Origin of the sequence: Stenotrophomonas acidaminiphila, assembly GCF_001431595.1 — a bacterium.
In the GTDB taxonomy this organism is placed as follows: Bacteria; Pseudomonadota; Gammaproteobacteria; order Xanthomonadales; family Xanthomonadaceae; genus Stenotrophomonas; species Stenotrophomonas acidaminiphila.
Genome location: NZ_LDJO01000001.1, coordinates 24,681 through 45,732, shown reverse-complemented (window position 1 = coordinate 45,732; position 21,052 = coordinate 24,681). Strand labels below are relative to the sequence as shown.

The 21,052-nt window shown below is 70.1% G+C and carries 20 protein-coding genes; 9 read left to right on the top strand and 11 right to left on the bottom strand.

The genetic code is table 11. The features are described 5' to 3' along the window. The first annotated feature begins 2 nt into the window (after positions 1–2). On the top strand, positions 3–1,910 hold the full coding sequence (sppA, locus tag ABB33_RS00220) for a signal peptide peptidase SppA (protein WP_056930744.1): 1,908 nt from the start codon (positions 3–5) through the stop codon (positions 1,908–1,910). A 76-nt stretch (positions 1,911–1,986) separates the two neighbouring features. Here sppA and ABB33_RS00215 read toward each other — a convergent pair whose 3' ends face one another. Continuing rightward, positions 1,987–2,199: a hypothetical protein gene (locus ABB33_RS00215; protein ID WP_152984896.1), complete on the bottom strand. Its 213-nt coding sequence runs from the start codon at positions 2,197–2,199 to the stop codon at positions 1,987–1,989. 89 nt (positions 2,200–2,288) lie between these two features. Between ABB33_RS00215 and ABB33_RS00210 the strand changes: the two genes are divergently transcribed. The 4 genes from ABB33_RS00210 (at position 2,289) to ABB33_RS00195 (ending at position 6,164) form a co-directional block, all read left to right on the top strand. After that, on the top strand, positions 2,289–3,062 hold the full coding sequence (locus tag ABB33_RS00210) for an SDR family oxidoreductase (protein WP_054661583.1): 774 nt from the start codon (positions 2,289–2,291) through the stop codon (positions 3,060–3,062). 94 nt (positions 3,063–3,156) lie between these two features. Next, entirely contained in the window at positions 3,157–4,212 is a 1,056-nt protein-coding gene (locus ABB33_RS00205; RefSeq protein WP_161809390.1) for a type 1 glutamine amidotransferase domain-containing protein, read from the top strand. 31 nt (positions 4,213–4,243) lie between these two features. Beyond that, positions 4,244–4,954 (top strand): response regulator transcription factor, encoded by a 711-nt coding sequence (locus ABB33_RS00200; protein WP_056930742.1) that lies wholly within the window; start codon positions 4,244–4,246, stop codon positions 4,952–4,954. Next, entirely contained in the window at positions 4,941–6,164 is a 1,224-nt protein-coding gene (locus ABB33_RS00195; RefSeq protein ID WP_056930741.1) for a sensor histidine kinase, read from the top strand. Before ABB33_RS00200 ends, ABB33_RS00195 begins: the two co-directional genes overlap by 14 nt. On the opposite strand, the gene ABB33_RS00190 is transcribed toward ABB33_RS00195, so the two are convergent. The 8 genes from ABB33_RS00190 to ABB33_RS00155 form a co-directional block, all read right to left on the bottom strand. After that, positions 6,158–6,832, bottom strand: coding sequence for a hypothetical protein (locus ABB33_RS00190; RefSeq protein ID WP_056930740.1), 675 nt, complete (start codon positions 6,830–6,832; stop codon positions 6,158–6,160). The two genes, ABB33_RS00195 and ABB33_RS00190, sit on opposite strands and share 7 nt — an antisense overlap. Before the next feature lie 100 nt (positions 6,833–6,932). Continuing rightward, positions 6,933–7,493, bottom strand: coding sequence for an L-threonylcarbamoyladenylate synthase type 1 TsaC (gene tsaC, locus ABB33_RS00185; RefSeq protein ID WP_056930739.1), 561 nt, complete (start codon positions 7,491–7,493; stop codon positions 6,933–6,935). A 132-nt stretch (positions 7,494–7,625) separates the two neighbouring features. Next, positions 7,626–10,145 carry a DNA topoisomerase I gene (locus ABB33_RS00180; RefSeq protein WP_056930738.1) on the bottom strand — a complete coding sequence of 840 codons (2,520 nt, stop codon included), beginning with the start codon at positions 10,143–10,145 and terminating at the stop codon, positions 7,626–7,628. A 187-nt stretch (positions 10,146–10,332) separates the two neighbouring features. Further along, positions 10,333–11,253: an RDD family protein gene (locus ABB33_RS00175; RefSeq protein ID WP_056930737.1), complete on the bottom strand. Its 921-nt coding sequence runs from the start codon at positions 11,251–11,253 to the stop codon at positions 10,333–10,335. Between the two features lie 34 nt (positions 11,254–11,287). Continuing rightward, positions 11,288–11,986: a pilin gene (locus ABB33_RS00170; protein ID WP_056930736.1), complete on the bottom strand. Its 699-nt coding sequence runs from the start codon at positions 11,984–11,986 to the stop codon at positions 11,288–11,290. 184 nt (positions 11,987–12,170) lie between these two features. Beyond that, positions 12,171–12,644: a DUF494 family protein gene (locus ABB33_RS00165; protein ID WP_054668528.1), complete on the bottom strand. Its 474-nt coding sequence runs from the start codon at positions 12,642–12,644 to the stop codon at positions 12,171–12,173. A 43-nt stretch (positions 12,645–12,687) separates the two neighbouring features. After that, positions 12,688–13,839 carry a DNA-processing protein DprA gene (dprA, locus tag ABB33_RS00160; protein WP_056930735.1) on the bottom strand — a complete coding sequence of 384 codons (1,152 nt, stop codon included), beginning with the start codon at positions 13,837–13,839 and terminating at the stop codon, positions 12,688–12,690. A gap of 77 nt (positions 13,840–13,916) precedes the next feature. Then, positions 13,917–15,053 (bottom strand): LysM peptidoglycan-binding domain-containing protein, encoded by a 1,137-nt coding sequence (locus ABB33_RS00155; RefSeq protein WP_056930734.1) that lies wholly within the window; start codon positions 15,051–15,053, stop codon positions 13,917–13,919. A gap of 130 nt (positions 15,054–15,183) precedes the next feature. Between ABB33_RS00155 and def the strand changes: the two genes are divergently transcribed. The 4 genes from def to ABB33_RS00135 all read left to right on the top strand — a co-directional run bounded on the left by def (position 15,184) and on the right by ABB33_RS00135 (position 19,007). Beyond that, entirely contained in the window at positions 15,184–15,699 is a 516-nt protein-coding gene (def, locus tag ABB33_RS00150) for a peptide deformylase (protein WP_054661616.1), read from the top strand. An 88-nt stretch (positions 15,700–15,787) separates the two neighbouring features. Beyond that, a complete protein-coding gene (gene fmt / locus ABB33_RS00145; RefSeq protein WP_054661619.1) occupies positions 15,788–16,711 on the top strand; it encodes a methionyl-tRNA formyltransferase in 924 nt (307 codons plus the stop codon). 4 nt (positions 16,712–16,715) lie between these two features. Beyond that, on the top strand, positions 16,716–18,053 hold the full coding sequence (gene rsmB / locus ABB33_RS00140; protein ID WP_056930733.1) for a 16S rRNA (cytosine(967)-C(5))-methyltransferase RsmB: 1,338 nt from the start codon (positions 16,716–16,718) through the stop codon (positions 18,051–18,053). 189 nt (positions 18,054–18,242) lie between these two features. After that, complete coding sequence (locus tag ABB33_RS00135; protein WP_056930732.1) at positions 18,243–19,007, top strand: glycosyltransferase family 25 protein; 765 nt, start codon at positions 18,243–18,245, stop codon at positions 19,005–19,007. A 36-nt stretch (positions 19,008–19,043) separates the two neighbouring features. Here ABB33_RS00135 and ABB33_RS00130 read toward each other — a convergent pair whose 3' ends face one another. Both ABB33_RS00130 and ABB33_RS00125 read right to left on the bottom strand, forming a co-directional pair. After that, positions 19,044–19,970 (bottom strand): glycosyltransferase family 2 protein, encoded by a 927-nt coding sequence (locus ABB33_RS00130; RefSeq protein ID WP_054661628.1) that lies wholly within the window; start codon positions 19,968–19,970, stop codon positions 19,044–19,046. Continuing rightward, entirely contained in the window at positions 19,967–20,905 is a 939-nt protein-coding gene (locus ABB33_RS00125; protein ID WP_054661631.1) for a UDP-glucuronic acid decarboxylase family protein, read from the bottom strand. Before ABB33_RS00125 ends, ABB33_RS00130 begins: the two co-directional genes overlap by 4 nt. Positions 20,906–21,052 lie beyond the last annotated feature (147 nt).

The following is a 21,052-nucleotide window of genomic DNA, read 5'->3' as shown; positions in this document are numbered from 1 at the left end:
CCATGAATCCTCCACCGCTGCCCCGCCGCAACCCCATCGCCAGCTTCTTCGTCGGGCTGTGGGACGTGATGAACTTCACCCGGCGGCTGATCCTCAACCTGGTGTTCTTCGGCCTGCTGTTCCTGGTGCTGATCGTGATGATGGTGGCGATGGGCAAGGGCGCGTCGTCGGCCAAGATCCTGCAGGACCGCACCACCCTGGTGATCGCGCCGGAAGGCCGGCTGGTCGAGCAGTACAGCACCGACCCGGTCAGCCGTGCGCTGGCCAAGGCGGTGGGCGACAGCAACGCCGAGGAAATCCAGCTGCGCGACCTGATCCGCGCCATCGAGGCCGCGCGCGACGACAAGAAGATCGAGCGCGTGGTGCTGGAACTGGACAAGCTGCAGCCCTCGGGCTTCGCGTCGATGCGCGAGGTCGCCGCCGCGCTGCAGGACCTGCGCGCCTCCGGCAAGCAGCTGGTCGCCTTCAGCGAGAACATGGGCCAGTCGCAGTACCTGCTGGCCGCGCAGGCCGACGAGGTCTACCTGGACCCGATGGGCAGCCTGCTGCTTGAAGGCCTGGGGCGCTACCGCCAGTACTTCCGCAGTGGCCTGCAGGACAAGCTGGGCGTGGACGTGCACCTGTTCAAGGTGGGTGAGTACAAGTCGGCCGCCGAGCCCTACGTGCTCGACGCCGCCTCGCCGCAGGCCAAGGAAGCCGACCTGTTCTGGATGAACGACGTGTGGCAGCGCTACCTGGGCGACATCGCCAGGGCGCGCAAGCTCGACGCCGCGCAGCTGGCCGCCGGCATCGACACGCTGCCCGAGGGCATCGCCGCCGCCGGTGGCGACCTGGCGCGCTTCGCCCTGCAGCAGAAGCTGGTGGACGGGCTCAAGACCCGCGAGGAAGTGGAAGCGCTGCTCACCGACCGTGGCGTGGCCGACAGCGACGCCGATGGCGGCTTCCGCCAGATCGCGCTGGGCGACTACCTGACCCAGGTGGACGCGCGCCGCTCGCCGATCGACCACCGCCCGCAGGTGGCGGTGGTGGTGGCCGAGGGCGAAATCGCCGGGGGCGACCTGCCGGCCGGCCGCGTCGGCGGCGTCTCCACCTCGGCGCTGCTGCGTGCCGCGCGCGACGACGACGACGTCAAGGCGGTGGTGCTGCGCGTGGATTCCCCGGGCGGCGAAGTGTTCGCCTCCGAGCAGATCCGTCGCGAGGTCGACGCGCTCAAGGCCGCCGGCAAGCCGGTGGTGGTGTCGATGGGCGACCTGGCCGCGTCCGGCGGTTACTGGATCAGCATGAACGCCGACCGCATCTACGCCGACGAATCGACCATCACCGGCTCGATCGGCATCTTCGGCATGATCCCCAACTTCGCGCGCAGCCTGGACAAGATCGGTGTGCATACCGATGGCGTGGGCACCACCCGTTTCGCCGGTGCGTTCGACGTCACCCGGCCGATGGATCCTGCGGTGGGCCGGGTAGTGCAGTCGGTCATCGACAAGGGCTATGCCGACTTCACCGGCAAGGTGGCGCAGGCGCGCGGCCGCGACGTGGACGCCATCGACGAGGTCGCCCGCGGCCGCGTGTGGAGCGGTGCCCAGGCCAAGGAGCGCGGGCTGGTGGACGCGTTCGGTGGCCTCAAGGCCGCGATCGCCGACGCCGCCGGGCGCGCCAAGCTCGGCGACCCGGACAAGTACCGGGTGAACTACATCGAGAAGGCGGCCACGCCGTTCGCGCAGTTCATGACCGGCTTCGCCGGCAGCCGCGCCGGCGCCTGGATGCTGTCCGATTCCAGCATGGCGCGGTTGATGCTGGCGCGCACGATGCCGGAAATGGATGCGCAGCTGCGCTTCGTCGAGGATGCGGTGAAGGATCGCAACGGCGCGCCGGTCAAGGCGCTGGCCTACTGCTTCTGCGGCTTGTGAGGGCCGCCACCGCGTGACCTGGCAACGCCGCCTCCGGGCGGCGTTGTCGTTTCAGCGGGCGCCGCCGTGCGCGTGGCTACGGCGCGTTGCCGGTCGGCTGCGCAGGTTTCCACCCGGTAGGGGCCGGCTCCGCGCGCGTGGCGGTGGCCTGTACCCGCGCCGGGGCGTCGTCGCGGCGCGTCGCCGCGGCCTGCGGATCGGGCCGGCGCTCGGTCTCCGGCGGCCGCGGGCTGCCGCAACCGGCAAGCAGGGCCAGGGCCATCGGCAACAGGCAATGACGGATATCCATCGGCGTGCTCCTGTGCAGGCTGGCCTCATCCTGACACAACGCCGCGGCGGCAACCTGACCCGCGGCCGATGCGGCGGTATCCTTCACCCATGAACACGAACCGCTGGCGGCTGGACGGACAGACCGCACTGATCACCGGCGCCAGCGCCGGCATCGGCCTGGCGATCGCGCGCGAACTGCTCGGTTTCGGGGCCGACCTGTTGCTGGTGGCGCGCGATGCGGACGCACTGGCGCAGGCGCGCGACGACCTGGCCGACGAGTTCCCCGACCGCGCCATCCATGGCCTGTCGGCCGACGTCGCCGACGACGAGGACCGCCAGGCGATCCTGGACTGGGTCGAGGACCATGGCGGGCTGAACCTGCTGGTCAACAACGCCGGCGGCAACATCACCAGGCCGGCCAACGACTACAGCGAGGACGAGTGGCGCGGCATCTTCGAGACCAACCTGTTCTCGGCATTCGAGCTATCCCGCTACGCCTACCCGCTGCTCACCCGCCACGCCGCCTCGGCCATCGTCAACGTCGGCAGCGTTTCCGGCATCACCCATGTGCGCAGCGGCGTGGTCTACGGCATGACCAAGGCGGCGCTGCAGCAGATGACCCGCAACCTCGCCTGCGAATGGGCCGAGGACGGCATCCGGGTGAACTCGGTGGCGCCGTGGTACATCCGCACCCGGCGCACCTCCGGGCCGCTGTCCGACGCCGACTACTACGACGAAGTGATCGCGCGCACGCCGATGCGCCGCATTGGCGAGCCGGAGGAAGTGGCCGCGGCGGTCGGCTTCCTGTGCCTGCCGGCTGCAAGCTACGTCACCGGCGAGTGCATCGCGGTGGACGGCGGCTTCCTGCGCTACGGATTCTGAGCCGCCGCGCCGGGATGCATGGACTGATCCTGGTTCTACATCGCCGCTGCAACGTGGCCGCATACCGAACATGGGCGCGGCCCGGGAGTGGAACATGCGGCGTTGGATCAAGCGGTTGCTGCTGGGCGGGCTGGTTGCGGCGCTGGTGCTGGCGGCAGGCGCGGGCCTTTACCTGTACAGCCTGGACCTGGGCAGCCAGCCTCCGGCCGATCCGCGCAGTCGCGTGGCCGACCTGGCGTTCCTGCGCGATGCACCGCCACCGGCGCGTGGCCGGATCCTGGCCGTGGTCAGCAGCGCCGGGGTGTTCCCGGGTACCGAAAAGCGCGCCGGCTTCGAGCTGACCGAGCTGGCGCGCGCCTATTACACCTTCATCGCCAACGGCTACGAGGTGGACATCGCCAGTCCGCTCGGCGGCCCGCCGCCGATGCGCGTGGACGACGAGGACATGGGCGTGGCCGACCATGCCTTCCTCAACGACGCGCAGGCGCGGGCCAGGCTCGCGGCCAGCCTGCCGCTGGAGCAGGTGGATGCCACGCGCTACGCCGCGGTGTACTTCGTCGGCGGCAAGGGCGCGATGTTCGATTTTCCCGGCAATGCCGCGATCGCCCGGCTCGTGCGCCATGTGCATGGTGCCGGCGGCGTGATCGGCGCGGTATGCCATGGCCCGGCGGCGTTGCTCGAGGTGACCCTGGACGACGGCACGCCGCTGCTGCGCGGGCGCCGCGTCACCGGCTTCAGCAATGCCGAGGAGCTGTTCCTGATGAAGGATGCGCGCCAGCGCTTCGACACGCTGCTGCAGGACGCGCTGGCGCAGCGCGGCGCGCGCTTCGTCGAAGGTGGCCTCTACCTGGACAACACCGTGGTCGACGGCCGCCTGGTGACCGGCCAGAACCCCTGGTCGACGTGGTCGGTCGCCGAGGCGATGGTCAGGACCCTGGGCCATGTGCCGGCGCCGCGCGAAGCCACCGGCGAAGAGCAGGCGGTGCGGGTGATGGAGGCCTATCGCCGGGGCGGCATCGCCGCCGCACGGGAGGTCCGCCGCTCGCTGCCCGGCGCCGACAAGCGGCTGCTGCTGATGCATGCGCTGGTGGCCGCGATGCAGCAGCGCTGGCGCGATGCCTGGCACTTGCAACGCCTGGCGCATGGATGACTACACTCGCGCGCCCCGAACGGAAAAGGCGATGAAGCTGCGCGCACCGTCATTGCGGCTGCTGCTGGTGGAGGACGATGTCGACATCGCCGCCGGTATCGGCGACTACCTGGACAGCCACGGCGTGGAGGTGGATTTCGCCTACAACGCGTCGCAGGCACGGCTGCGCCTGCAGGCGCAGGCATTCGACCTGCTGGTGCTGGACGTGAACCTGCCGGGGCAGGACGGGCTGGCGCTGTGCCGGGAGCTCAAGCGTGATGCCGGCCTGCGCCCGCCGGTGCTGTTCCTCACCGCGCGTGGCGCGCTGGACGACAAGCTGGCGGCGTTCGAGGCGGGAGCGGTGGATTACATGGTCAAGCCATTCGCGCCCGCCGAACTGCTGGCCCGCGCCCGCGCGATCACCGCGCATGCTGCCTGCAGCGGTGGACTGTCGCTGCGCGCCGGCGATTTCGTGCTGGATACGCGGCACCATCTTCTGCAGCGCGCCGGGCAATCGCTGCCACTGCATGCCGCCGGTTTCGTGCTGATGCGCGAGCTGATGCGCGCCAGCCCGGGCGTCGTGTCGCGGCAGGCACTGTGCGAGCTGCTGTGGCAGGGCGAGCCGCCGGACAGCGATCCGTTGCGCATGCATGTCTACCAGTTGCGCCGGCATTGCCTGCGCGTGTTCGGCATGCCGCTGGTCGCCACCGTGCGCGGCGTCGGCTATCGCTTCAGCGCGGAGCGCGGCGATGCGCCGGCTTAGCCTGCGCATCGCGCTGGTCCGGCGCTGGATGCTGTTCGCCGCGCTGCTGTCGCTGCTGTTCGCGGGCGCCACCCTGTTGTTGCTGTTCGTGCTGGAAGACAGCTTCATCGACCGGCGCCTGCGCACGGTCGCGGCAACCCTGCCGGCGGACATGCGCACGCCGGCACTGCCCGAGCATTTCCAGTGGGTCGCGTTCGACCGGCTTCCGGCCGCGGAACGGCAGCGGCTGGGCGACCGCGGCGCCGGGACGATCACCGAGTTCAGGCGCGATGACGGGCGCTACGTGCATGCGCTGCTGCTGTCCGCGGCGGACGGTACGCGCGCGGTGCTGCTGTACGACGTCACCGGCGAGCTCACGGTGACCGCCGGCCTGCGCGCCGGCCTGGGCCCTGCCGCGGCGGTGTTCGGCTCGACCCTGCTGTGCGCCTGGCTGCTGGCCAATGCCTTCGTCGGCCGTGCGCAGCGGCATGCGCGGCGCCTGCTGTCGCAGGTGCGGTCGGCGCCGGACCCGGCCAGCCTTGACGCCCTGGCCGGCGCGGAACCGGTGCACGAGTTCGCCGAGATCCTGCGCCTGCATGCCGATGTCTGGCGCGGCCGCCACCAGGCGGTCGAACGCGAGCGGCAGACGCTCGCCTTCCTCGCCCATGAGCTGCGCACGCCGCTGCAGTCGGCACGCACCAGCCTGGCGCTGCTGGAAGAAGCCACGGCGGCGACTCCATCGTCTCCGGCGTTGTCGCGGCTGCGGCGCGCGCTGTCGCGGCTGGAGCGGGCGGGCAACGCGATCCTGTGGCTGTCCGCCGATACGGTGCTGTGCGGCGGGCAACCCACCCCGGCGCGGCCGGCGCTGGACGAACTGGTCGACGAACTGCAACCGCTGGCGGGCGCCCGCGCGCAGGCGTTCGACGTCCGCATCGCCCCGGGGCTGTGTTGGGACGCGCCGCGCGAGGTGGTGGAGACGCTGCTGGCCAATCTGCTGCTCAATGCGATCCAGCACGGCGACGCCGGCGTCATCGGCGTGGAGGCCGATGCTGGGCGGTTGGTGATATGCAACCGGCAGGCGGCGGCCGACGTGCCGGGCTTTGGCCTCGGCCTGGAGATCGCCCGGCGGCTGGCCGCGCGTGTCGGTTGGCGGCTGGAAATGCAGGTGGCGGCCGGCATGGCCCGTTGCGAGCTGCGCTGGCCGGCAGCCACCAGCGGTACCGGTCAGTAACCGCCGCAGTCGCGGCCCAGCCGCGCCTCGATGCCGCGCTGTTCGCGGGTGAGGGCCTGGCGTTCGCTCTGCAGCGCGCTGTTGTAGCGCCGCACCAGTTCCCAGCGGCGGTCGCGCAGTCGCGCGCACACTTCCTGCTGCGGCAGCGGGTGGCAGGCGTCGCGGACCCAGGTGCCGGTGGCGACCGCGGCCCCGCCGGGATGGGGATGGCCGTGGCCGGGCCGTCCGCCCTGGAGTCCGCCGCCAGCGGAGCCCGGGGCGGGGCTGCCCATGGGCCCCGGCGGGTAATAACCGCCGACCCACAACGGCACCCAGCGTGGATTGCCGACGCCGTCATCGCTGGTGTAACGCTCGCCGTCCGGCGCGATGCACTCGTACAGGGGTTGCGGCGGCTGTACGGTCACGATGCGTACCTCGCGCTCGGGCGGCGGTGGCGCAGGGGGCGTCGTGGGTGCCGCCACCGGCCGCGGCGGCGGGTCCTGGGGGCGCTGCATGTCCAGCACCTGCTGGCGGTGCGCGCCGTTGCAGGGGGCGTCCTGCAGCGTGACCGCACCATTGCCGGCGACGCAGCGGTAGATGCGCACGCTGCCCGCGGGCGGCGGCTCGGTGGCCATCGCCATGGCGGGCAGCAGGCCCAGGAACCCGGGCAGGAGCAGGCGGACGCGCATGCGGCCATGGTGCCGCATATGGCGCACGGCGGGTAGGCGGGCGTCTCCGGTGCGCTGCCGGGCGCCTGCCGCCCCCGGAGCGGGTCCCACGCCGGGCGGCCTATTCGCGCAGCACCTGCCCGGTGGCGGCGACGCGGATGCGGGTGGGCTGCGCCAGCCCGCCGGTGGCGCCGTCGAGCAGGCCGTCGAGCTGTGCCAGCAGGGCCGGGTCTAGCTGGTCGCGGGCGCGTGCCGGCGGCTGCCCGGCGAGGTTGGCGCTGGTCGAGACCAGCGGGCCGCCCCAGGCCTGGCACAGGGCGCGTACCTGCGGATGCGCGCTGACCCGCACCGCGATGCCGCTGTGCTCGCCGGTGATCCAGCGCGGGGCGAGCGGCCCGGCCGGCACGATCCAGGTATTGGCCCCGGGCCAGCTGTCCAGCACCGCCTGGAGGCGGTCCGCGGCCAGTGCGTCCAGTCGCACCCAGCCCTGCAGCTGCGCCACGTCGGCGGCGATCAGGATCATGCCCTTTTCGACCGGCCGCTGTTTGAGCGCCAGCAGCTTCATCACGGCTGTTTCGTTGGCCGGGTCGCAGCCCAGGCCCCAGACCGCCTCGGTCGGGTAGGCGATGACGCTTCCGGCGCGCAGCGCCGGGACCACATTCTGCAGATCGAGTTCAATCATCGGGGGTACCGTTGGCTGCCGCGGCGACGGCCGTGGGAACGCAGGGAGGCCAAACGCACCAGACCGCCCGTGGGCGGCCTGGAGCAGGTACACCGATTATCCCCCTGCCGGGGCGGCAGCGGGAGGCCACGCTCAGAACGGCGGCGTGTCGTCGTCCACCGGTGCCTTCACGGCCTTCACGACGGCTTTCTTGACGGCCTTCTTCACCGGGGTCTTGGTGGTCGTGGCCTTCTTGGCCGCCGCTTTCTTGGCCGGGGCCTTTTTGGCGGCCGGCTTCTTCGGCGCGGCGTCCTTCTTCACCGCGCTCTTCTTCGCCGCGGCCTTCTTGGTGGCGGCCTTTTTCGCGCCGAAGCCCTTGCGCGCCGGCTTGCCGGTCTCGGCCATCAGCTGCTGGACTTCGGCCAGGGTCAGCGAGGCTGGCTCGCGGTCCTTGGGAATCTTGCCATTGAGGGTGCCGTCGCTGATGTAGGGACCGAACCGGCCGTTGAGCACCTGGATGTCCGAACCCTCGAACTCCTTGATGATGCGGTTGCGGGCGATCTCTTCCTTTTCCTCGATCAGGAACAGCGCGCGGGCCAGGTCGATCTTGTACGGATCGTCCTCCTTCTTCAGCGAGGCGTAGGTGCTGCCGCGCTTGGCGAACGGGCCGAAGCGGCCGATGCCCACGCTCACTTCCTCGCCATTGGCGTCGGCGCCGAGCCTGCGCGGCATGTCGAACAGCTTCAGCGCGTCTTCCAGCGAGATGGAATAGATGCTCTGGCCGGGCTGCAGCGAGGCGAACTTCGGTTTTTCCTCGTCCTCGACGGTGCCGATCTGCACCATCGGCCCGAAGCGGCCGATGCGCGCGCTCACTTCCTTGCCGCTGCCCGGGTCGGTGCCGAGCACGCGCGCGCTGCCGGCGTCGGTGCGGTCCAGCGATTCGCTCTTGTCGCTGACCAGTTCCTTGAACGGGCCCCAGAAGCGCTCCATCAGCGGCACCCATTCCTCCTCGCCGCGCGACACCGCGTCCAGCTCGTCCTCGAGCTTGGCGGTGAAGTCGTAGTCGACGTAGCGGGTGAAGTGGCTGGACAGGAACTTGCTGACCGCGCGGCCGACGTCGGTGGGCTTGAAGCTGCGGCCTTCCATCTCGGTGTACTTGCGGAACAGCAGGGTCTGGATGATCGAGGCGTAGGTCGAGGGACGGCCGATGCCGTATTCCTCGAGCGCCTTCACCAGCGCCGCTTCGGTGTAGCGCGGCGGCGGCTGGGTGAAATGCTGTTCGGCGCCGATCCGCTCCAGCGGCACGTTGTCGCCGGGCTTCATCGCCGGCAGCTTGCGACCCTCGTCCTCGTCCTCGGCGTTCTTGCTGTCCTTGCCTTCCTCGTAGACGGCCAGGAAGCCGGGCACCACCACGGTGGTGCCGCTGGCGCGGAACACGTGCTCGCTGCCGGCGGACAGGTCGACACTGACGGTATTGAGCGTGGCCGGGATCATCTGGCAGGCCACGGCGCGCTTCCAGATCAGCTCGTACAGCCGGCGCTCGTCGTCGGTCAGGAACCTGGCCACCTGCGCCGGCGTGCGCAGCGCCGAGGTCGGGCGCACCGCTTCGTGCGCCTCCTGGGCGTTCTTGCTCTTGGTGGTGTAGGTGTTGGGCTTGTCCGGCAGCGAGGCGGTGCCGTAGTCGCGGGCGATCACGTCGCGGATCTCGACCAGCGCGTCCTGCGACAGGTTCACCGAGTCGGTACGCATGTAGGAGATCAGGCCGACGGTGCCTTCCTCGCCGATCGCCACGCCTTCGTACAGCTTCTGCGCGACCTGCATGGTCTTGCGCGTGGTGAAGCCGAGCTTGCGCGAGGCTTCCTGCTGCAGGGTGGAGGTGGTGAACGGCGGCGCCGGGCGGCGCTTGCGCTCCTTGCTGGCGACGTCGGTGACGTGCAGGCGGCCCTGCGCGGCCTGCTGGATGCGCAGGCGCGCGGCCTCGGCGGTGTCGCCGTCGGTGATGGTGAACTGCTCGAACTTCTGCCCGTCCAGCCTGATCAGCTTGGCCGAGAAATGCTGGGTCGGATGCGCGCAGTCGGCCTGGATCGACCAGTACTCGCGCGCCTTGAACGCCTCGATCTCCTCCTCGCGCTCGACGATCATGCGCAGCGCCGGGCTCTGCACGCGGCCGGCGGACAGGCCGCGCTGCACCTTGCGCCACAGCACCGGGGAGAGGTTGAAGCCGACCAGGTAATCCAGCGCGCGCCGCGCCTGCTGGGCGTCGACCAGGTTGTCGGCGATGGCGCGCGGCTGCGCCATCGCTTCCTTGATCGCGCGCGGGGTGATCTCGGTGAAGACCACGCGCTGCATCGACTTGTCCTTCAGCAGCCCGCGTTCCTTCAGGATCTCGGCGATGTGCCAGCTGATCGCCTCGCCCTCGCGGTCCGGGTCGGTCGCCAGGAAGATGTCGTCGGCGCCCTTGGCGGCCTTGGCGATGGCCTCGACGTGCTTTTCGTTCTTCTCGATCAGGTCGTAGCGCATGGCGAAACCGTGGTCCGGATCGACCGCGCCTTCCTTCGGGACCAGGTCGCGCACGTGCCCATACGAGGCCAGGACGGTGAAGTCCTTGCCGAGGTATTTGTTGATCGTCTTGGCCTTGGCGGGCGATTCGACGATGAGCAGGTGCTTGGGCATGTCAGTGGGTTCTTGCGGGGAGGGCGGGGCCCGGTGGGGGGCGCTAGGGTGGCGCAAACGCGCCCGATAGTGAAGCCGCGGGGGCCGATACGGAGATGCGCAACGCCCGGGCAGGGCCCGGGCGTTCAGCTTTCCTTGTCCAGAGAAATCACGGAGAGGCCGCCGTTGTCAAGCGGCGGCATGTGACTCAGCTGAAGCTGGAGGCGGCGATGCCGATGATCGCCAGCAGCGCGACGAGGCCCACCAGCACCATTACGCCGAACAGCGAGAGGATCACGATGGTCACCGTGCCCAGCCCGCGCTGCTGCCATTCCGGGTGGTCGGTGAAGGCCCATTTGTCCACCACCAGGGTGTCGCAGATCATGTCGTGCAGGCTCTGCTTGCGCTCGGTGAAGGCGGCCATCAGGTAACCGATGCACAGGATCAGGCCGCTGAGCATGGCCGCGAAGTAGCGGCCGATGCCGCGCGCGATGGTGATCCGCTCGCCGTTGCTGCGCACCACCTTGATGCCCACCGCCATCTTGCCCAGGGTGGCCTTGCCGGACGAGGCATGGAAGCCGGCGTAGTAGGCGGCGGCCAGGCCGATGGAGACGAGGTTGGTCAGCAGCTGGATCGCGATGAACCCCGCGCCCATGGCATCGCTGCCGCCGCCGACGCCGGCCATGCCGATGCCCAGCACCATGCCGATGACCATCGCCACCACGCCACCGACGATGCCGACGATCAGGCTGTCGATGAAATAGGCCGCCACCCGCTTCCAGAAGCCGGCGTAGACGATCTCGCCGCCGTTGACCACCGCTTCGCCGGTGGTGGCGCTGGCGGGCGCCGCATACGGCGATGGCGCCGCCGCGCTGGCCTTGGCGACGGCGGTGCCGTCCTCGATGGCCTGGTAGTCCGCGCGCAGGTCGATGCCGGCCGTGGCGGCCGCCGGCACCAGCAGCTGCAGCTCCTCGGCCATCGCCGAGAGCGGTTGCCACTGCGACATGCCCTCGCGCCAGACCAGGCTGCCCAGGTCCAGCTCGTTCCTGCGGAACTTGTCGCGCAGGACATCGGCTTCGACCGGCCCATGCCGCTCGCGCTGCGCATCGGCGTAATACCACTGACTCATCAATATTCCCCTGTAAGGTGGTGTTCGTCCCGGCTCAGCCGCGGCACTGGGCTGGCAGATGTTCGTCCGCCACGTCGGAGCTGCATGTCCAGGTGGCGGTCTGCGTATCGTAGTCGAGCCAGAGGTGCTTGCCGTCAAGCGCCTGTTTGCCGGGTACCCGGAAACGCGCCTCCACGCCGCAGTGGCCGTTCTCGAAACGGCCGACGCGCGCGCTCGCGACATCGCCGGCGGCGTAGCTTTCCGGGCTTTCGAAGCCGCTGTCGCCGTTGACCGGGCAGTGGCCGGCCGCGCTGGCGAACCGGGCGACGTCCTGGGTGAGCGGCTGCAGCTGCGCCCACGCCGCGGTTATCTTCGCGCGCATCAGGTAGCTGTTGTAGGCGGGTATCGCGATGGCGGCGAGAATGCCGCCGATCGCCAGCAGCACCACGCCCACTACCGCGGCGACCACGCCGGCCACGGCGCACCCGGACAGTCCGGGCCGCGCCGGCGCCGGCTCGACGGCAGGCGCGTGCTGCACCGGGGGCGGCAACGGCGGCGCGACGGGCTGGCCTGGCGGCATGTCCAGGCCGAGTTCGTCGGCGAACTCGCTCAGCGGCCGCCAGTCGGTGGCACCTTCGCGCCACACCAGGGTGTCGCCGGCAATGCGCCGGGAATGGAACAGCTCGACGATGCTCGCTGCGGGCAGCGGACCGCGGCGTTCGCGGTTGCCCTCGGCATAGAACCACTCGCTCACGGGGACTCCTTGTGGCTGTCCAGGCTAGGGCACGCCTGGGCGTGCAGGGGCGTGCTGCTTCGGCCGGTACCCAGCCCGGTGGAAATGCCGGGCCATGCGCCCCGGTCCAGGTCGGCGCGGGGGCCGATGCGTCCATTCGCGCCGCACGCCGATTCCGGGGCGCGATGCAACGCGCCACGGGTACTCAGTGCAGCGGCTCCGGTTCGTCGACGAACATCTGCGTTTCCATCCAGGCGTAGGCGGCTTCGGCGCCGGGCTGGTTGAACAGCACCATCAGCACCACCCATTTGAGGTCGTCCAGGTCCAGTTCGTCCTGGTCCAGCGCCATCGCCCGGTCCAGCACCAGTTCGCGCTGGTCGGCATCGAGGATGCCGTGCTGTTCCAGGAAAAGCAGGAAGCCGCGGCTCTCCACGTCCAGCTTGTCCAGTTCCGGGCCATGGAAGATGCGTACCGGCCCGTCCACCCGGGCCTGGCCCACGGCCGGGCGCTGCTCGGCCAGGGCGTCGAGCCAGTCGAAGGCCTTGCTGATCTCGGTGGGGCTGAAACCGGCCTGGATCAGGCCGTTCTGCAGGGAGTCGCGGTCTCGGATGAGATCGGCGTCCTCGCTGAAATAGTGTTCGAACAGATACAGCAGGACGTCCAGGATGCTCTCTTTCATTGCCTCGGCCTGCGCCATGCGGCGCTGTGGAGGTGAAGGAACCTCAGGTGCGGGTGTAGCAGCCGTATGCGGACGACACCTTCCCTTCCAGTTCCATGACCAGCAGCATGGATGACAGCCTGCTGGCCGTCAATCCAGTGCGCCTGATCAACGAATCCATACCGGTTGGGTCGTGGCCCAGCGCATTCCACAAGCGCTGGTAGTCCGGGTCCGGTGGGGTGGGGGCCGGGCAAGCACTGCCCGGGGCCTCTGGAATGGGGGTCAGCAACCGGTTTTGCAAGGCGCCTGCCAGTTCGCCGGCCAGATTGGCCACGCCTTCAAGAATGTCGGCCGGTTGTGTCACCAGGATTGCACCGTCGCGTATCAGGCGGTGGCAGCCACGCGCCATGGCATTGCGGATCGATCCGGGCACCGCGAACACCTCGCGCCCGGCTTCGGCCGCCAGCCGGGCGGTGATCAGCGCCCCGGAACGCGCGGCGGCCTCGATCACCACCGTACCCAGGCACAGTGCTGCCAGCACCCGGTTGCGGGCCGGAAACTGGCCGTTGCGCGGCGGTGTGCCGGGCGGATACTCGCTGACCACCGCGCCGCGGGCGGCGACCAGCGTCTGGAGAGGGGCATGGCGGCGCGGGTAGGCCAGGTCCGGACCGGTGCCGATCACCGCGAACGTGGCGCCACCGGCGTCCAGCGCGGCGCGATGGGCGGCCGCGTCGATCCCCGCGGCCAGGCCGCTGCCGATCGCCAGCCCGCTTGCCGACAGTGCGCGGGCGAACTCGTAGGCGTTCTCGCACCCTGCCGCACTGGGATTGCGGCTGCCGACGACGGCGATGGCGGGCTGCCACAGGCATGCCGGGTCGCCGTCGATGAACAGGGCCAGCGGTGGATTCTGGCAACTGCGCAGGAGCGGCGGGTAGTCGTCGTCGCCCCAGCCAAGCAGGTGGTGGCGAGGGTGCTCCAGCCAGCGGCGGGCTTGTTCGCTGGCCGCCGGCGCCGCGGTGCCCAGTGCCTGCACCTGTTGACGGTCCAGGCCGGCGGCCTGCCAGGCCCGGGGCCCGGCGGCCAGTGCATGGCATGCGCTGCCGAAGTGGTCGAGCAGGTCGCGCAGTGGCCGGGTACGGCCGCCGGCCAGCACCAGTGCCAACAGCGCCCGGGTTTCATCTGCGCGCTCGCCGGTGGGGTCGGGAAGGGCTGGCATGCGCGCATGCTGGCCCGGAAACGACGACGGCGCCCTCGGGCGCCGTCGTACTGCTGCGTGGGATTACGCCGCGTCGCTTACTGGGCGTCCGGGTGCTTGAGCTCGTACCCGACGCGCGCCGGCTTGGTGCCTTCCATCACCAGCGCATAGCTGACCTTGTCGAAAGTGCGGAACACCATTGCGTGCGCGGCATATTCGGCCGGCAGCGACACCCGGCCGGCGCCGGGCTTGAGCCCATCATCGGTACGCGAGGTGGCCATGCCGGTCACCCGGTCGGTGACATGGCGGCCGCTGCGCCAGACCGAGAACACGGTGCCGTTGTCGATACCGTCACGGGCGCCGCCGGAAATGGCGATGACATCGCGCGGGCCGCCCGAGGTCAGGGTATCGGCCACGGCCAGGACACGCAGGTGGCCGTCGGCCACCGCTGCGGTGGGCGCGTGCGGCACGAACTGCAGGTCGTAGGGGTTGGCCTGGACCGGGACCAGGCGGTCGCCGGCGCGCACTTCGCGGCCGCTGGCCTGCAGCAGCAGGGTGCTGGTTTCGCGCTCGCCGCTGCCAACGTGCGTGACCGTGCCGGTCGCGACCTGGGCCAGTTCGTAACCCAGTAGTTCATGGCGGTCGCTGCTGGCCACGTAGCTCTTCCACAGGTCGCCGGTGAACGGCGTCACGTTGCCGCGTTCGTCCAGGTCGTCGCTGGGCTTGGGCTGCCCATAACGCACCGTGGGCCGCAGCACGGCATAGCGCTGGCCGGGCTGTGCGCCCTGCAGGCCGCGGACATAGGCCTGCTGCCCGGCACTGGCGCGCATGCGGTTGTCTTCCAGGCCGACCACGTAGGGCAGTTCCTTGAAGCTGTCCATGACGGTCAGGTTCTTCAGGAACGGTTCAACCTGGGCCAGCGGGATCGCGTTGATCGGCGCTTCGTCGCGCTTGCCCGGCTGGACGGTGCCCTGCGGCGTCACCCGGTCCAGGTAGGCCAGGCTCAGGACGTCGCCCGGGTAGATCAGGTGCGGATTCTTGACCTGCGGGTTGGCCTGCCAGATCTCCGGCCAAAGCCACGGCTTCTTCAGGAAACGGGCGGCGATGTCCCACAGCGTGTCGCCCTTGCGCACCACGTAGGTGTCCGGATGGCTGGCGCCCGTCTCGACCGCCACCGCATAGGTCGTCACGGTCAGCAACGCGACGGCGGCGACCGTACGTATTTGTTTCAGCATGGCTGCGATCTGCCTGATTCCCCAACAGGTTCGCGCACTATAGTGCAGAACCCGGGGCGCGGGGCAAGCGCAGGCGCTAGAATTGGGACGTCCTGCCGAATTGTGCGGCATCTCCCATCCGGTGCACCCCATGGCCCTCCTGCCCATTCTCGAATTCCCCGACCCGCGGCTGCGCACCAAGGCGGTCCCGGTCGACCCTGCCGAAGTGACCACCCCGGCGTTCCAGCAGCTGCTCGACGACATGTTCCAGACCATGTACGACGCCCCCGGCATCGGCCTGGCCGCCAGCCAGGTGGACGTGCACAAGCGCTTCATGGTGATCGACGTCAGCGAGGAGCACGACGCGCCGCAGGTCTTCATCAACCCGCAGATCGCCAGCGCCAGCGAAGGCGGCCGGGTCTACCAGGAAGGCTGCCTGTCGGTGCCCGGCATCTATGCCGACGTGACCCGTGCCGACAGCATCGTGGTGCGCTTCCTCGACCGCGAGGGCCGCGCACGGGAGCTGGAGGCCGAAGGCCTGCTGGCCACCTGCATCCAGCACGAGATGGACCACCTGGACGGCAAGCTGTTCATCGATTACCTCTCGCCGCTCAAGCGCGAGATGGTGCGCAAGAAGCTGGCCAAGCAGCGCAAGCACGTCGCCTGAGCCGCGCCCCCGGCCTGGCCGGGCGTGCACCAGCGCATCGCACGGCGCCGTCCCCGGCGCCGTCGTTCTTTCCGGGAGTTGGATTGCCATGAGAATCGTTTTTGCCGGTACGCCGGAATTCGCCGTCGCCTCGCTCGGTGCGGCCGCGCGCCACCATGAGGTGGTCGCGGTGTACACCCAGCCCGACCGTCCGGCCGGCCGCGGCCGTGGGCTGATGCCGTCGCCGGTCAAGCTCGATGCCATCGCCCGCGGGATCCCGGTGTTCCAGCCCGAGAGCCTGAAGGGCGCCGAGGCCCAGCAGCAACTGCGCGACCTGCAGCCGGACCTGATGGTCGTGGTCGCCTATGGCCTGATCCTGCCCAGGGCGGTGCTCGCCATTCCCACCCACGGCTGCTGGAACGTGCATGCCTCGCTGCTGCCGCGCTGGCGCGGCGCGGCCCCGATCCAGCGCGCGATCGAGGCCGGTGACGGCGAGACCGGGGTGTGCCTGATGCAGATGGAGGCCGGGCTGGATACCGGGCCGGTGCTGTTGAGCCAGCGCACGGCCATCGCCGACACCGATACCGGCGGCCTGCTGCACGACCGCCTGGCCGAGATGGGCGCGCAGGTGTTGTCCGACGGCCTGGGCCTGCTGCGCGCCGGCCTCAAGCCGGTCGCGCAGCCGCAGCCCGAGGCCGGCGTCACCTATGCGCACAAGCTCGACAAGGCCGAGGCGCGGCTGGACTGGAGCCAGGACGCCGCGGCGCTGGCGCGGCGGGTGCGCGCCTTCAACCCGTGGCCGGTGGCCGAGGCCATGCTGGCCGGCGAGCGCGTGCGCATCCATGGTGCGGTGGCCACCGACGACAACCGCGGCAAGGCGCCGGGCACGGTGATCGGCGCATCCCGCGAGGGCATCGACATCGCCTGCGGGCAGGGCGCACTGCGCCTGCGCGTGGTGCAGCGCGAGGGCGGCAAGGCGATCACCGCCGCCGACTACCTCAATGCCCGCCGCGACCTGCCGGTGGAGGGCTGAGCGGATGGTGGTCTCGGCATCCGGGCCGTGGAAGGGCGGCGCCGCACACCAGCCGGGCGTGCAGACGCGCCTGCTGGCGGCCAAGGTGTTGGCGGCAGTCGCCGGCCGCGGCCGTTCGTTGAAGGCCGAGCTGGCGGCCGTGCTGCCGAAGCTGGACGATGGCCGTGACCGCGCCCTGCTGGAAGCGATCTGCTTCGCCGCGCTGCGCCGCCACGCGGTCTACGAGCAGGCGTTGCGGCAATGGCTGCAGAAACCGCTGGGGGCGCGCGACGCCGACCTGAAGGGGCTGCTGCTGGCCGGCTTCGCCCAGCTCGATGCGCTGCAGCTGCCGGCCCATGCCGCGCTGTCGGCCACGGTCGATGCGGCACGCGCGCTGGGGCGCGAGCGCCAGGCCGGGCTGGTCAACGCGGTGCTGCGCCGGGCGCAGCGTGAAGGTTTCCCCGACGCCCGTGCCGAGGACGCATGGCCGGCCTGGCTGCAGGAGCATGTGCGCCGGGACTGGCCGGCGCAGGCCGGGGCGGTGTTCGCCGCCAGCCTGCAGCCGGCGCCGCTGTGGCTGCGGGTCAACCGCCAGCGCTACCCGCGCGATGCCTATCTCTCGCTGCTGCACGAGGCGGGCATCGAGGCCGAGGGCTCGGCCCTGGCCGCCGACGCGATCCGCCTGCCGGTCGCGGTGCCGGTCGCCAGCCTGCCGGGCTTCGGTGAGGGCGCGGTGTCGGTACAGGACCTGTCTGCGCAGCAGGTGGCCGATGCACTGGCGCCGGCGCCCGGTGCGCGGGTGCTCGATGCCTGCGCCGCCCCTGGCGGCAAGGCGGCGCACCTGCTGGAACGCGATCCCGGCCTGCGGCTGCTGGCGCTGGACGTGGATGCGCGGCGCCTGCAGCGCATCCGCGAGACCTTCAACCGCACCGGTGTGGGCGCCTCGGCGCAGGTGCGGGCGGCTGACGCGGCCGATTGCGCCGCGTGGTGGGACGGCGAGCCCTTCGACGCGGTGCTGCTGGATGCGCCGTGTTCGGCCACCGGCGTGATCCGTCGCCAGCCCGACGTGCTGTTGCACCGGCGTCCCGGCGACATCGATGCGCTGGTTGCCCAGCAGGCGCGGCTGCTCGATGCCCTGTGGCAGGTGCTCGCGCCGGGCGGCGTGCTGGTGTACGCCACCTGTTCGATCCTGCGTCGCGAGAACCAGCAGCAGATCGCCGCCTTCCTGGCGCGGACGGAGGATGCGCGCATCGACCGGCTGCCGGAGGGCTTCGGCCACGACGATGCCGGGACGCGCCAGCGCCTGCCGGGCGAGCACGACGGTGATGGCTTCTTCCATGCGCGGCTGGTGAAGAATCACTGACTGAATGGGCCGGCGACGCCCATTCACGTCGGTTTTCTGATGGTCGTGCAATGCTGGTGAAGGTATGTGCGGGTCATGTGAAGCCGCCCCGCCCGAAGCCGGTGGTATGCGCCGCGGGCCCGGATGCCCTGCAGGCAGGGCGTTCCGCGTTCCACCGTCGTCGTTTCCCTGAAACCAGAAGTCTCTGTCATGTCTCGGTCAACGAGCGAACTGCCGATCTACGTCATCAACCTGCCCGCATCGGCTGACCGGCGGGTGTCGAAGGAGCGCCAGGCGGCCGCGCGGGGGCTGCGCTTCCGGTTCTTCTCAGCGGTGAACGGGCGCCAGCCGCATCCACTTTTCGGCCACGTCGCCGAGAAGAAGCGGCTGCTGCGCAAGGGCAGGCCGTTCCGTCCGGGGGAGGTGGGCTGCTGGGCCAGCCACTACCTGCTCTGGCAGCGCTGCGTGGAAAGTGGCCAGCCGATGCTGGTGCTGGAAGACGACATCGCGATCGACCCGCGCCTGCCGGGGTTGCTGGCCGATCTGCCGCAGTTGCCAGAGGAGGTGGGGTATTTCCGCCTGCATGCCGCCGACAGGCCCAGCGAACCGTGGTGCCGTTTCGGTGAGTTCGTCCTGCACCGCTACTGGCGCAGCCCGCTGTGCACGTTCGGCTACTACCTGGCGCCGGCGGCGGCGGAGCGGTTCCTGCGGCATGCGGACGAATGGGTCGTGGCGGTCGACGACTACATGGACCTGGCCTGGCTGCACGGCGTGGAATGCCTGGGCCTGAAGCCGGGCCTGGTCAGCAGCGACGAGAGCTTCGAGTCGATCATCCAGGCCCGCACCGGGGAGAAGGAACCGGTCGGGCCGTGGCGCTGGCTTGCCCGGGAGGGCTATCGCCTCAAGCTTGACGTGCGCTGGTTCCTGCACAACCTGCCCGGGCGTTTCCGCACCCGGGCAGTGTCCTGTCGCTGACCACCGGCACGCGCTGGCGCGCGGGAGGCCCGGCTTTCAGCGGCCGCGCCTGTGCCCGAACAGGATGCTGGCCGCGCGCTCGTAACGCTTCCACCACGGCGCATCGCCGCGCAGGGCCAGCGACGCATAGCGTTTGCGCTCCTTGCGCGTCGGTGCGGGCTTGGTGCGGTACTCGTTCTTGCTGAGCACGCAGCAGTTGTCGTCCAGCCCGCTGCGCCATGCGTAGTGGCGGACGATCCCGTAGTTGCGCAGGCCGTTGAGGTGCAGCGAGGCCGGCTCCTGGCGGGTCGCCCACCAGCCGTTGCTGCCGTGGGTCCGGTATTCGACGCAGCCGGTCGGCAGGTAGAACTTGCGCGCGCCCAGGATGCTGGCACCGTGGACCAGGCAGGCATCGGCGCACAGCTTCCACTGCTTGCGGAAACTGGGCGGCAGGTCCAGCACGGTGTCCGCCCAGCGCCGGCGCAGGGAAAGCGCCGAGGTCGGTGCGCCGTACCAGGTGACGAAGAAGTAGGTGCTGATCGCGGTGTAGCCCAGGTCGATCGGCGCCTTGCTGTCCTCGTACAGGATGTCCTGGTTGTCGATGCCGAAGGTGCGCAGGTCGCTGAACACGAAATCGACATCGCGCCGTGCGTCGTAGACCGCGCCGATCTTCTCCAGGTACTGCGGTTTCCAGCGGTCGTCGGCATCCAGGAAGCAGACCACGTCGCCGCTGGCGGCGGCCGTGCCGCGCTGGAACGCGGCCAGTTGGCCCTCGTTCTCGCCGAACAGCAGGGTCACGCGCGGATCGGCGCCGTAGCGCTGTTGCAGCATGGCCGGCGAGCCATCGCTGGAGCCATCGTCGACGACGATGACCTGCGCGGCCGGCCGGGTCTGCGCAAGCGCGCTCTCCACCGCCTCCACGACGAACTGCAGGTAGTTGTAGCTGGTGATGACGACCGAGAACGTGGTGGCCGCGATGCTCATGCCGCCAGCACCTGGCGGAAATAGGCGATGGTCTCCCTCAGGCCGTCGTCCAGCGCCACTTTCGGCTCCCAGTCCAGGGCCGAGCGGGCCAGCGCGATGTCCGGCTGGCGCTGCTTCGGGTCGTCCTGCGGCAGGGGCTGGAACACCAGCCTGGAGCTGCCGCCAACCAGCGAGATCACCTTCTCGGCCAGTTCCAGCATGGTGAACTCGCCGGGATTGCCGATGTTGACCGGCCCGGTGAAGCCGCGCTCGCTGTCCATCATGCGGACCATGGCATCGACCAGGTCGTCCACGTAGCAGAAGCTGCGGGTCTGGCTGCCGTCACCGTAGATGGTGATGTCCTCGCCCTTGAGCGCCTGCACGATGAAGTTGCTGACCACCCGCCCATCGCTGGGGTGCATGCGCGGGCCGTAGGTGTTGAAGATGCGCACCACCTTGATGTCCAGCGCGTGCTGGCGGAAATAATCGAAGAACAGCGTTTCCGCGCAGCGCTTGCCCTCGTCGTAGCAGCTGCGCAGGCCGATCGGATTGACCCGGCCCCAGTAGCCCTCCTGCTGCGGGTGCACTTCGGGGTCGCCATACACCTCGCTGGTGGACGCCTGCAGGATGCGCGCATCCAGGCGCTTGGCCAGGCCCAGCATGTTGATCGCCCCATGCACGCTGGTCTTGGTGGTCTGGACCGGGTCGTGCTGGTAATGAATGGGCGAAGCCGGGCAGGCGAGGTTGAAGATGCGGTCCACCTCGACGTAGAGCGGGAACGTCACGTCGTGGCGCATCAGCTCGAAGCCGGGGTTGCCCAGCAGGTGCGCGACGTTGCGCTTGCTGCCGGTGAAGAAATTGTCGACACAGAGCACATCGTGGCCGCTGCCGACCAGGCGATCGCACAGGTGCGAACCGAGAAAGCCGGCGCCGCCGGTGACCAGGATGCGTTTCATTGAGGAGATATCGCCGGGAGGAAGCCGCCTGTTAAGGACAATCATACAGGCGTGGTATTGTCCCCCGGTTGTCTAGGCCGGGGTGGTATCCACGACCGCAAGGGCCATGGACGCCGGTCGTGGCGTGTCTGGTAGGGAATGATTCAT

Excerpts from the sequence above, each read along its gene's own strand:
- sppA (WP_056930744.1), top strand. The coding sequence starts at position 3 with ATGAATCCTCCACCGCTGCCCCGCCGCAACCCCATCGCCAGCTTCTTC.
- ABB33_RS00215 (WP_152984896.1), bottom strand. The coding sequence starts at position 2,199 with ATGGATATCCGTCATTGCCTGTTGCCGATGGCCCTGGCCCTGCTTGCC.
- ABB33_RS00210 (WP_054661583.1), top strand. The coding sequence starts at position 2,289 with ATGAACACGAACCGCTGGCGGCTGGACGGACAGACCGCACTGATCACC.
- ABB33_RS00205 (WP_161809390.1), top strand. The coding sequence starts at position 3,157 with ATGCGGCGTTGGATCAAGCGGTTGCTGCTGGGCGGGCTGGTTGCGGCG.
- ABB33_RS00200 (WP_056930742.1), top strand. The coding sequence starts at position 4,244 with ATGAAGCTGCGCGCACCGTCATTGCGGCTGCTGCTGGTGGAGGACGAT.
- ABB33_RS00195 (WP_056930741.1), top strand. The coding sequence starts at position 4,941 with ATGCGCCGGCTTAGCCTGCGCATCGCGCTGGTCCGGCGCTGGATGCTG.
- ABB33_RS00190 (WP_056930740.1), bottom strand. The coding sequence starts at position 6,832 with ATGCGCGTCCGCCTGCTCCTGCCCGGGTTCCTGGGCCTGCTGCCCGCC.
- tsaC (WP_056930739.1), bottom strand. The coding sequence starts at position 7,493 with ATGATTGAACTCGATCTGCAGAATGTGGTCCCGGCGCTGCGCGCCGGA.
- ABB33_RS00180 (WP_056930738.1), bottom strand. The coding sequence starts at position 10,145 with ATGCCCAAGCACCTGCTCATCGTCGAATCGCCCGCCAAGGCCAAGACG.
- ABB33_RS00175 (WP_056930737.1), bottom strand. The coding sequence starts at position 11,253 with ATGAGTCAGTGGTATTACGCCGATGCGCAGCGCGAGCGGCATGGGCCG.
- ABB33_RS00165 (WP_054668528.1), bottom strand. The coding sequence starts at position 12,644 with ATGAAAGAGAGCATCCTGGACGTCCTGCTGTATCTGTTCGAACACTAT.
- dprA (WP_056930735.1), bottom strand. The coding sequence starts at position 13,839 with ATGCCAGCCCTTCCCGACCCCACCGGCGAGCGCGCAGATGAAACCCGG.
- ABB33_RS00155 (WP_056930734.1), bottom strand. The coding sequence starts at position 15,053 with ATGCTGAAACAAATACGTACGGTCGCCGCCGTCGCGTTGCTGACCGTG.
- def (WP_054661616.1), top strand. The coding sequence starts at position 15,184 with ATGGCCCTCCTGCCCATTCTCGAATTCCCCGACCCGCGGCTGCGCACC.
- fmt (WP_054661619.1), top strand. The coding sequence starts at position 15,788 with ATGAGAATCGTTTTTGCCGGTACGCCGGAATTCGCCGTCGCCTCGCTC.
- rsmB (WP_056930733.1), top strand. The coding sequence starts at position 16,716 with ATGGTGGTCTCGGCATCCGGGCCGTGGAAGGGCGGCGCCGCACACCAG.
- ABB33_RS00135 (WP_056930732.1), top strand. The coding sequence starts at position 18,243 with ATGTCTCGGTCAACGAGCGAACTGCCGATCTACGTCATCAACCTGCCC.
- ABB33_RS00130 (WP_054661628.1), bottom strand. The coding sequence starts at position 19,970 with ATGAGCATCGCGGCCACCACGTTCTCGGTCGTCATCACCAGCTACAAC.
- ABB33_RS00125 (WP_054661631.1), bottom strand. The coding sequence starts at position 20,905 with ATGAAACGCATCCTGGTCACCGGCGGCGCCGGCTTTCTCGGTTCGCAC.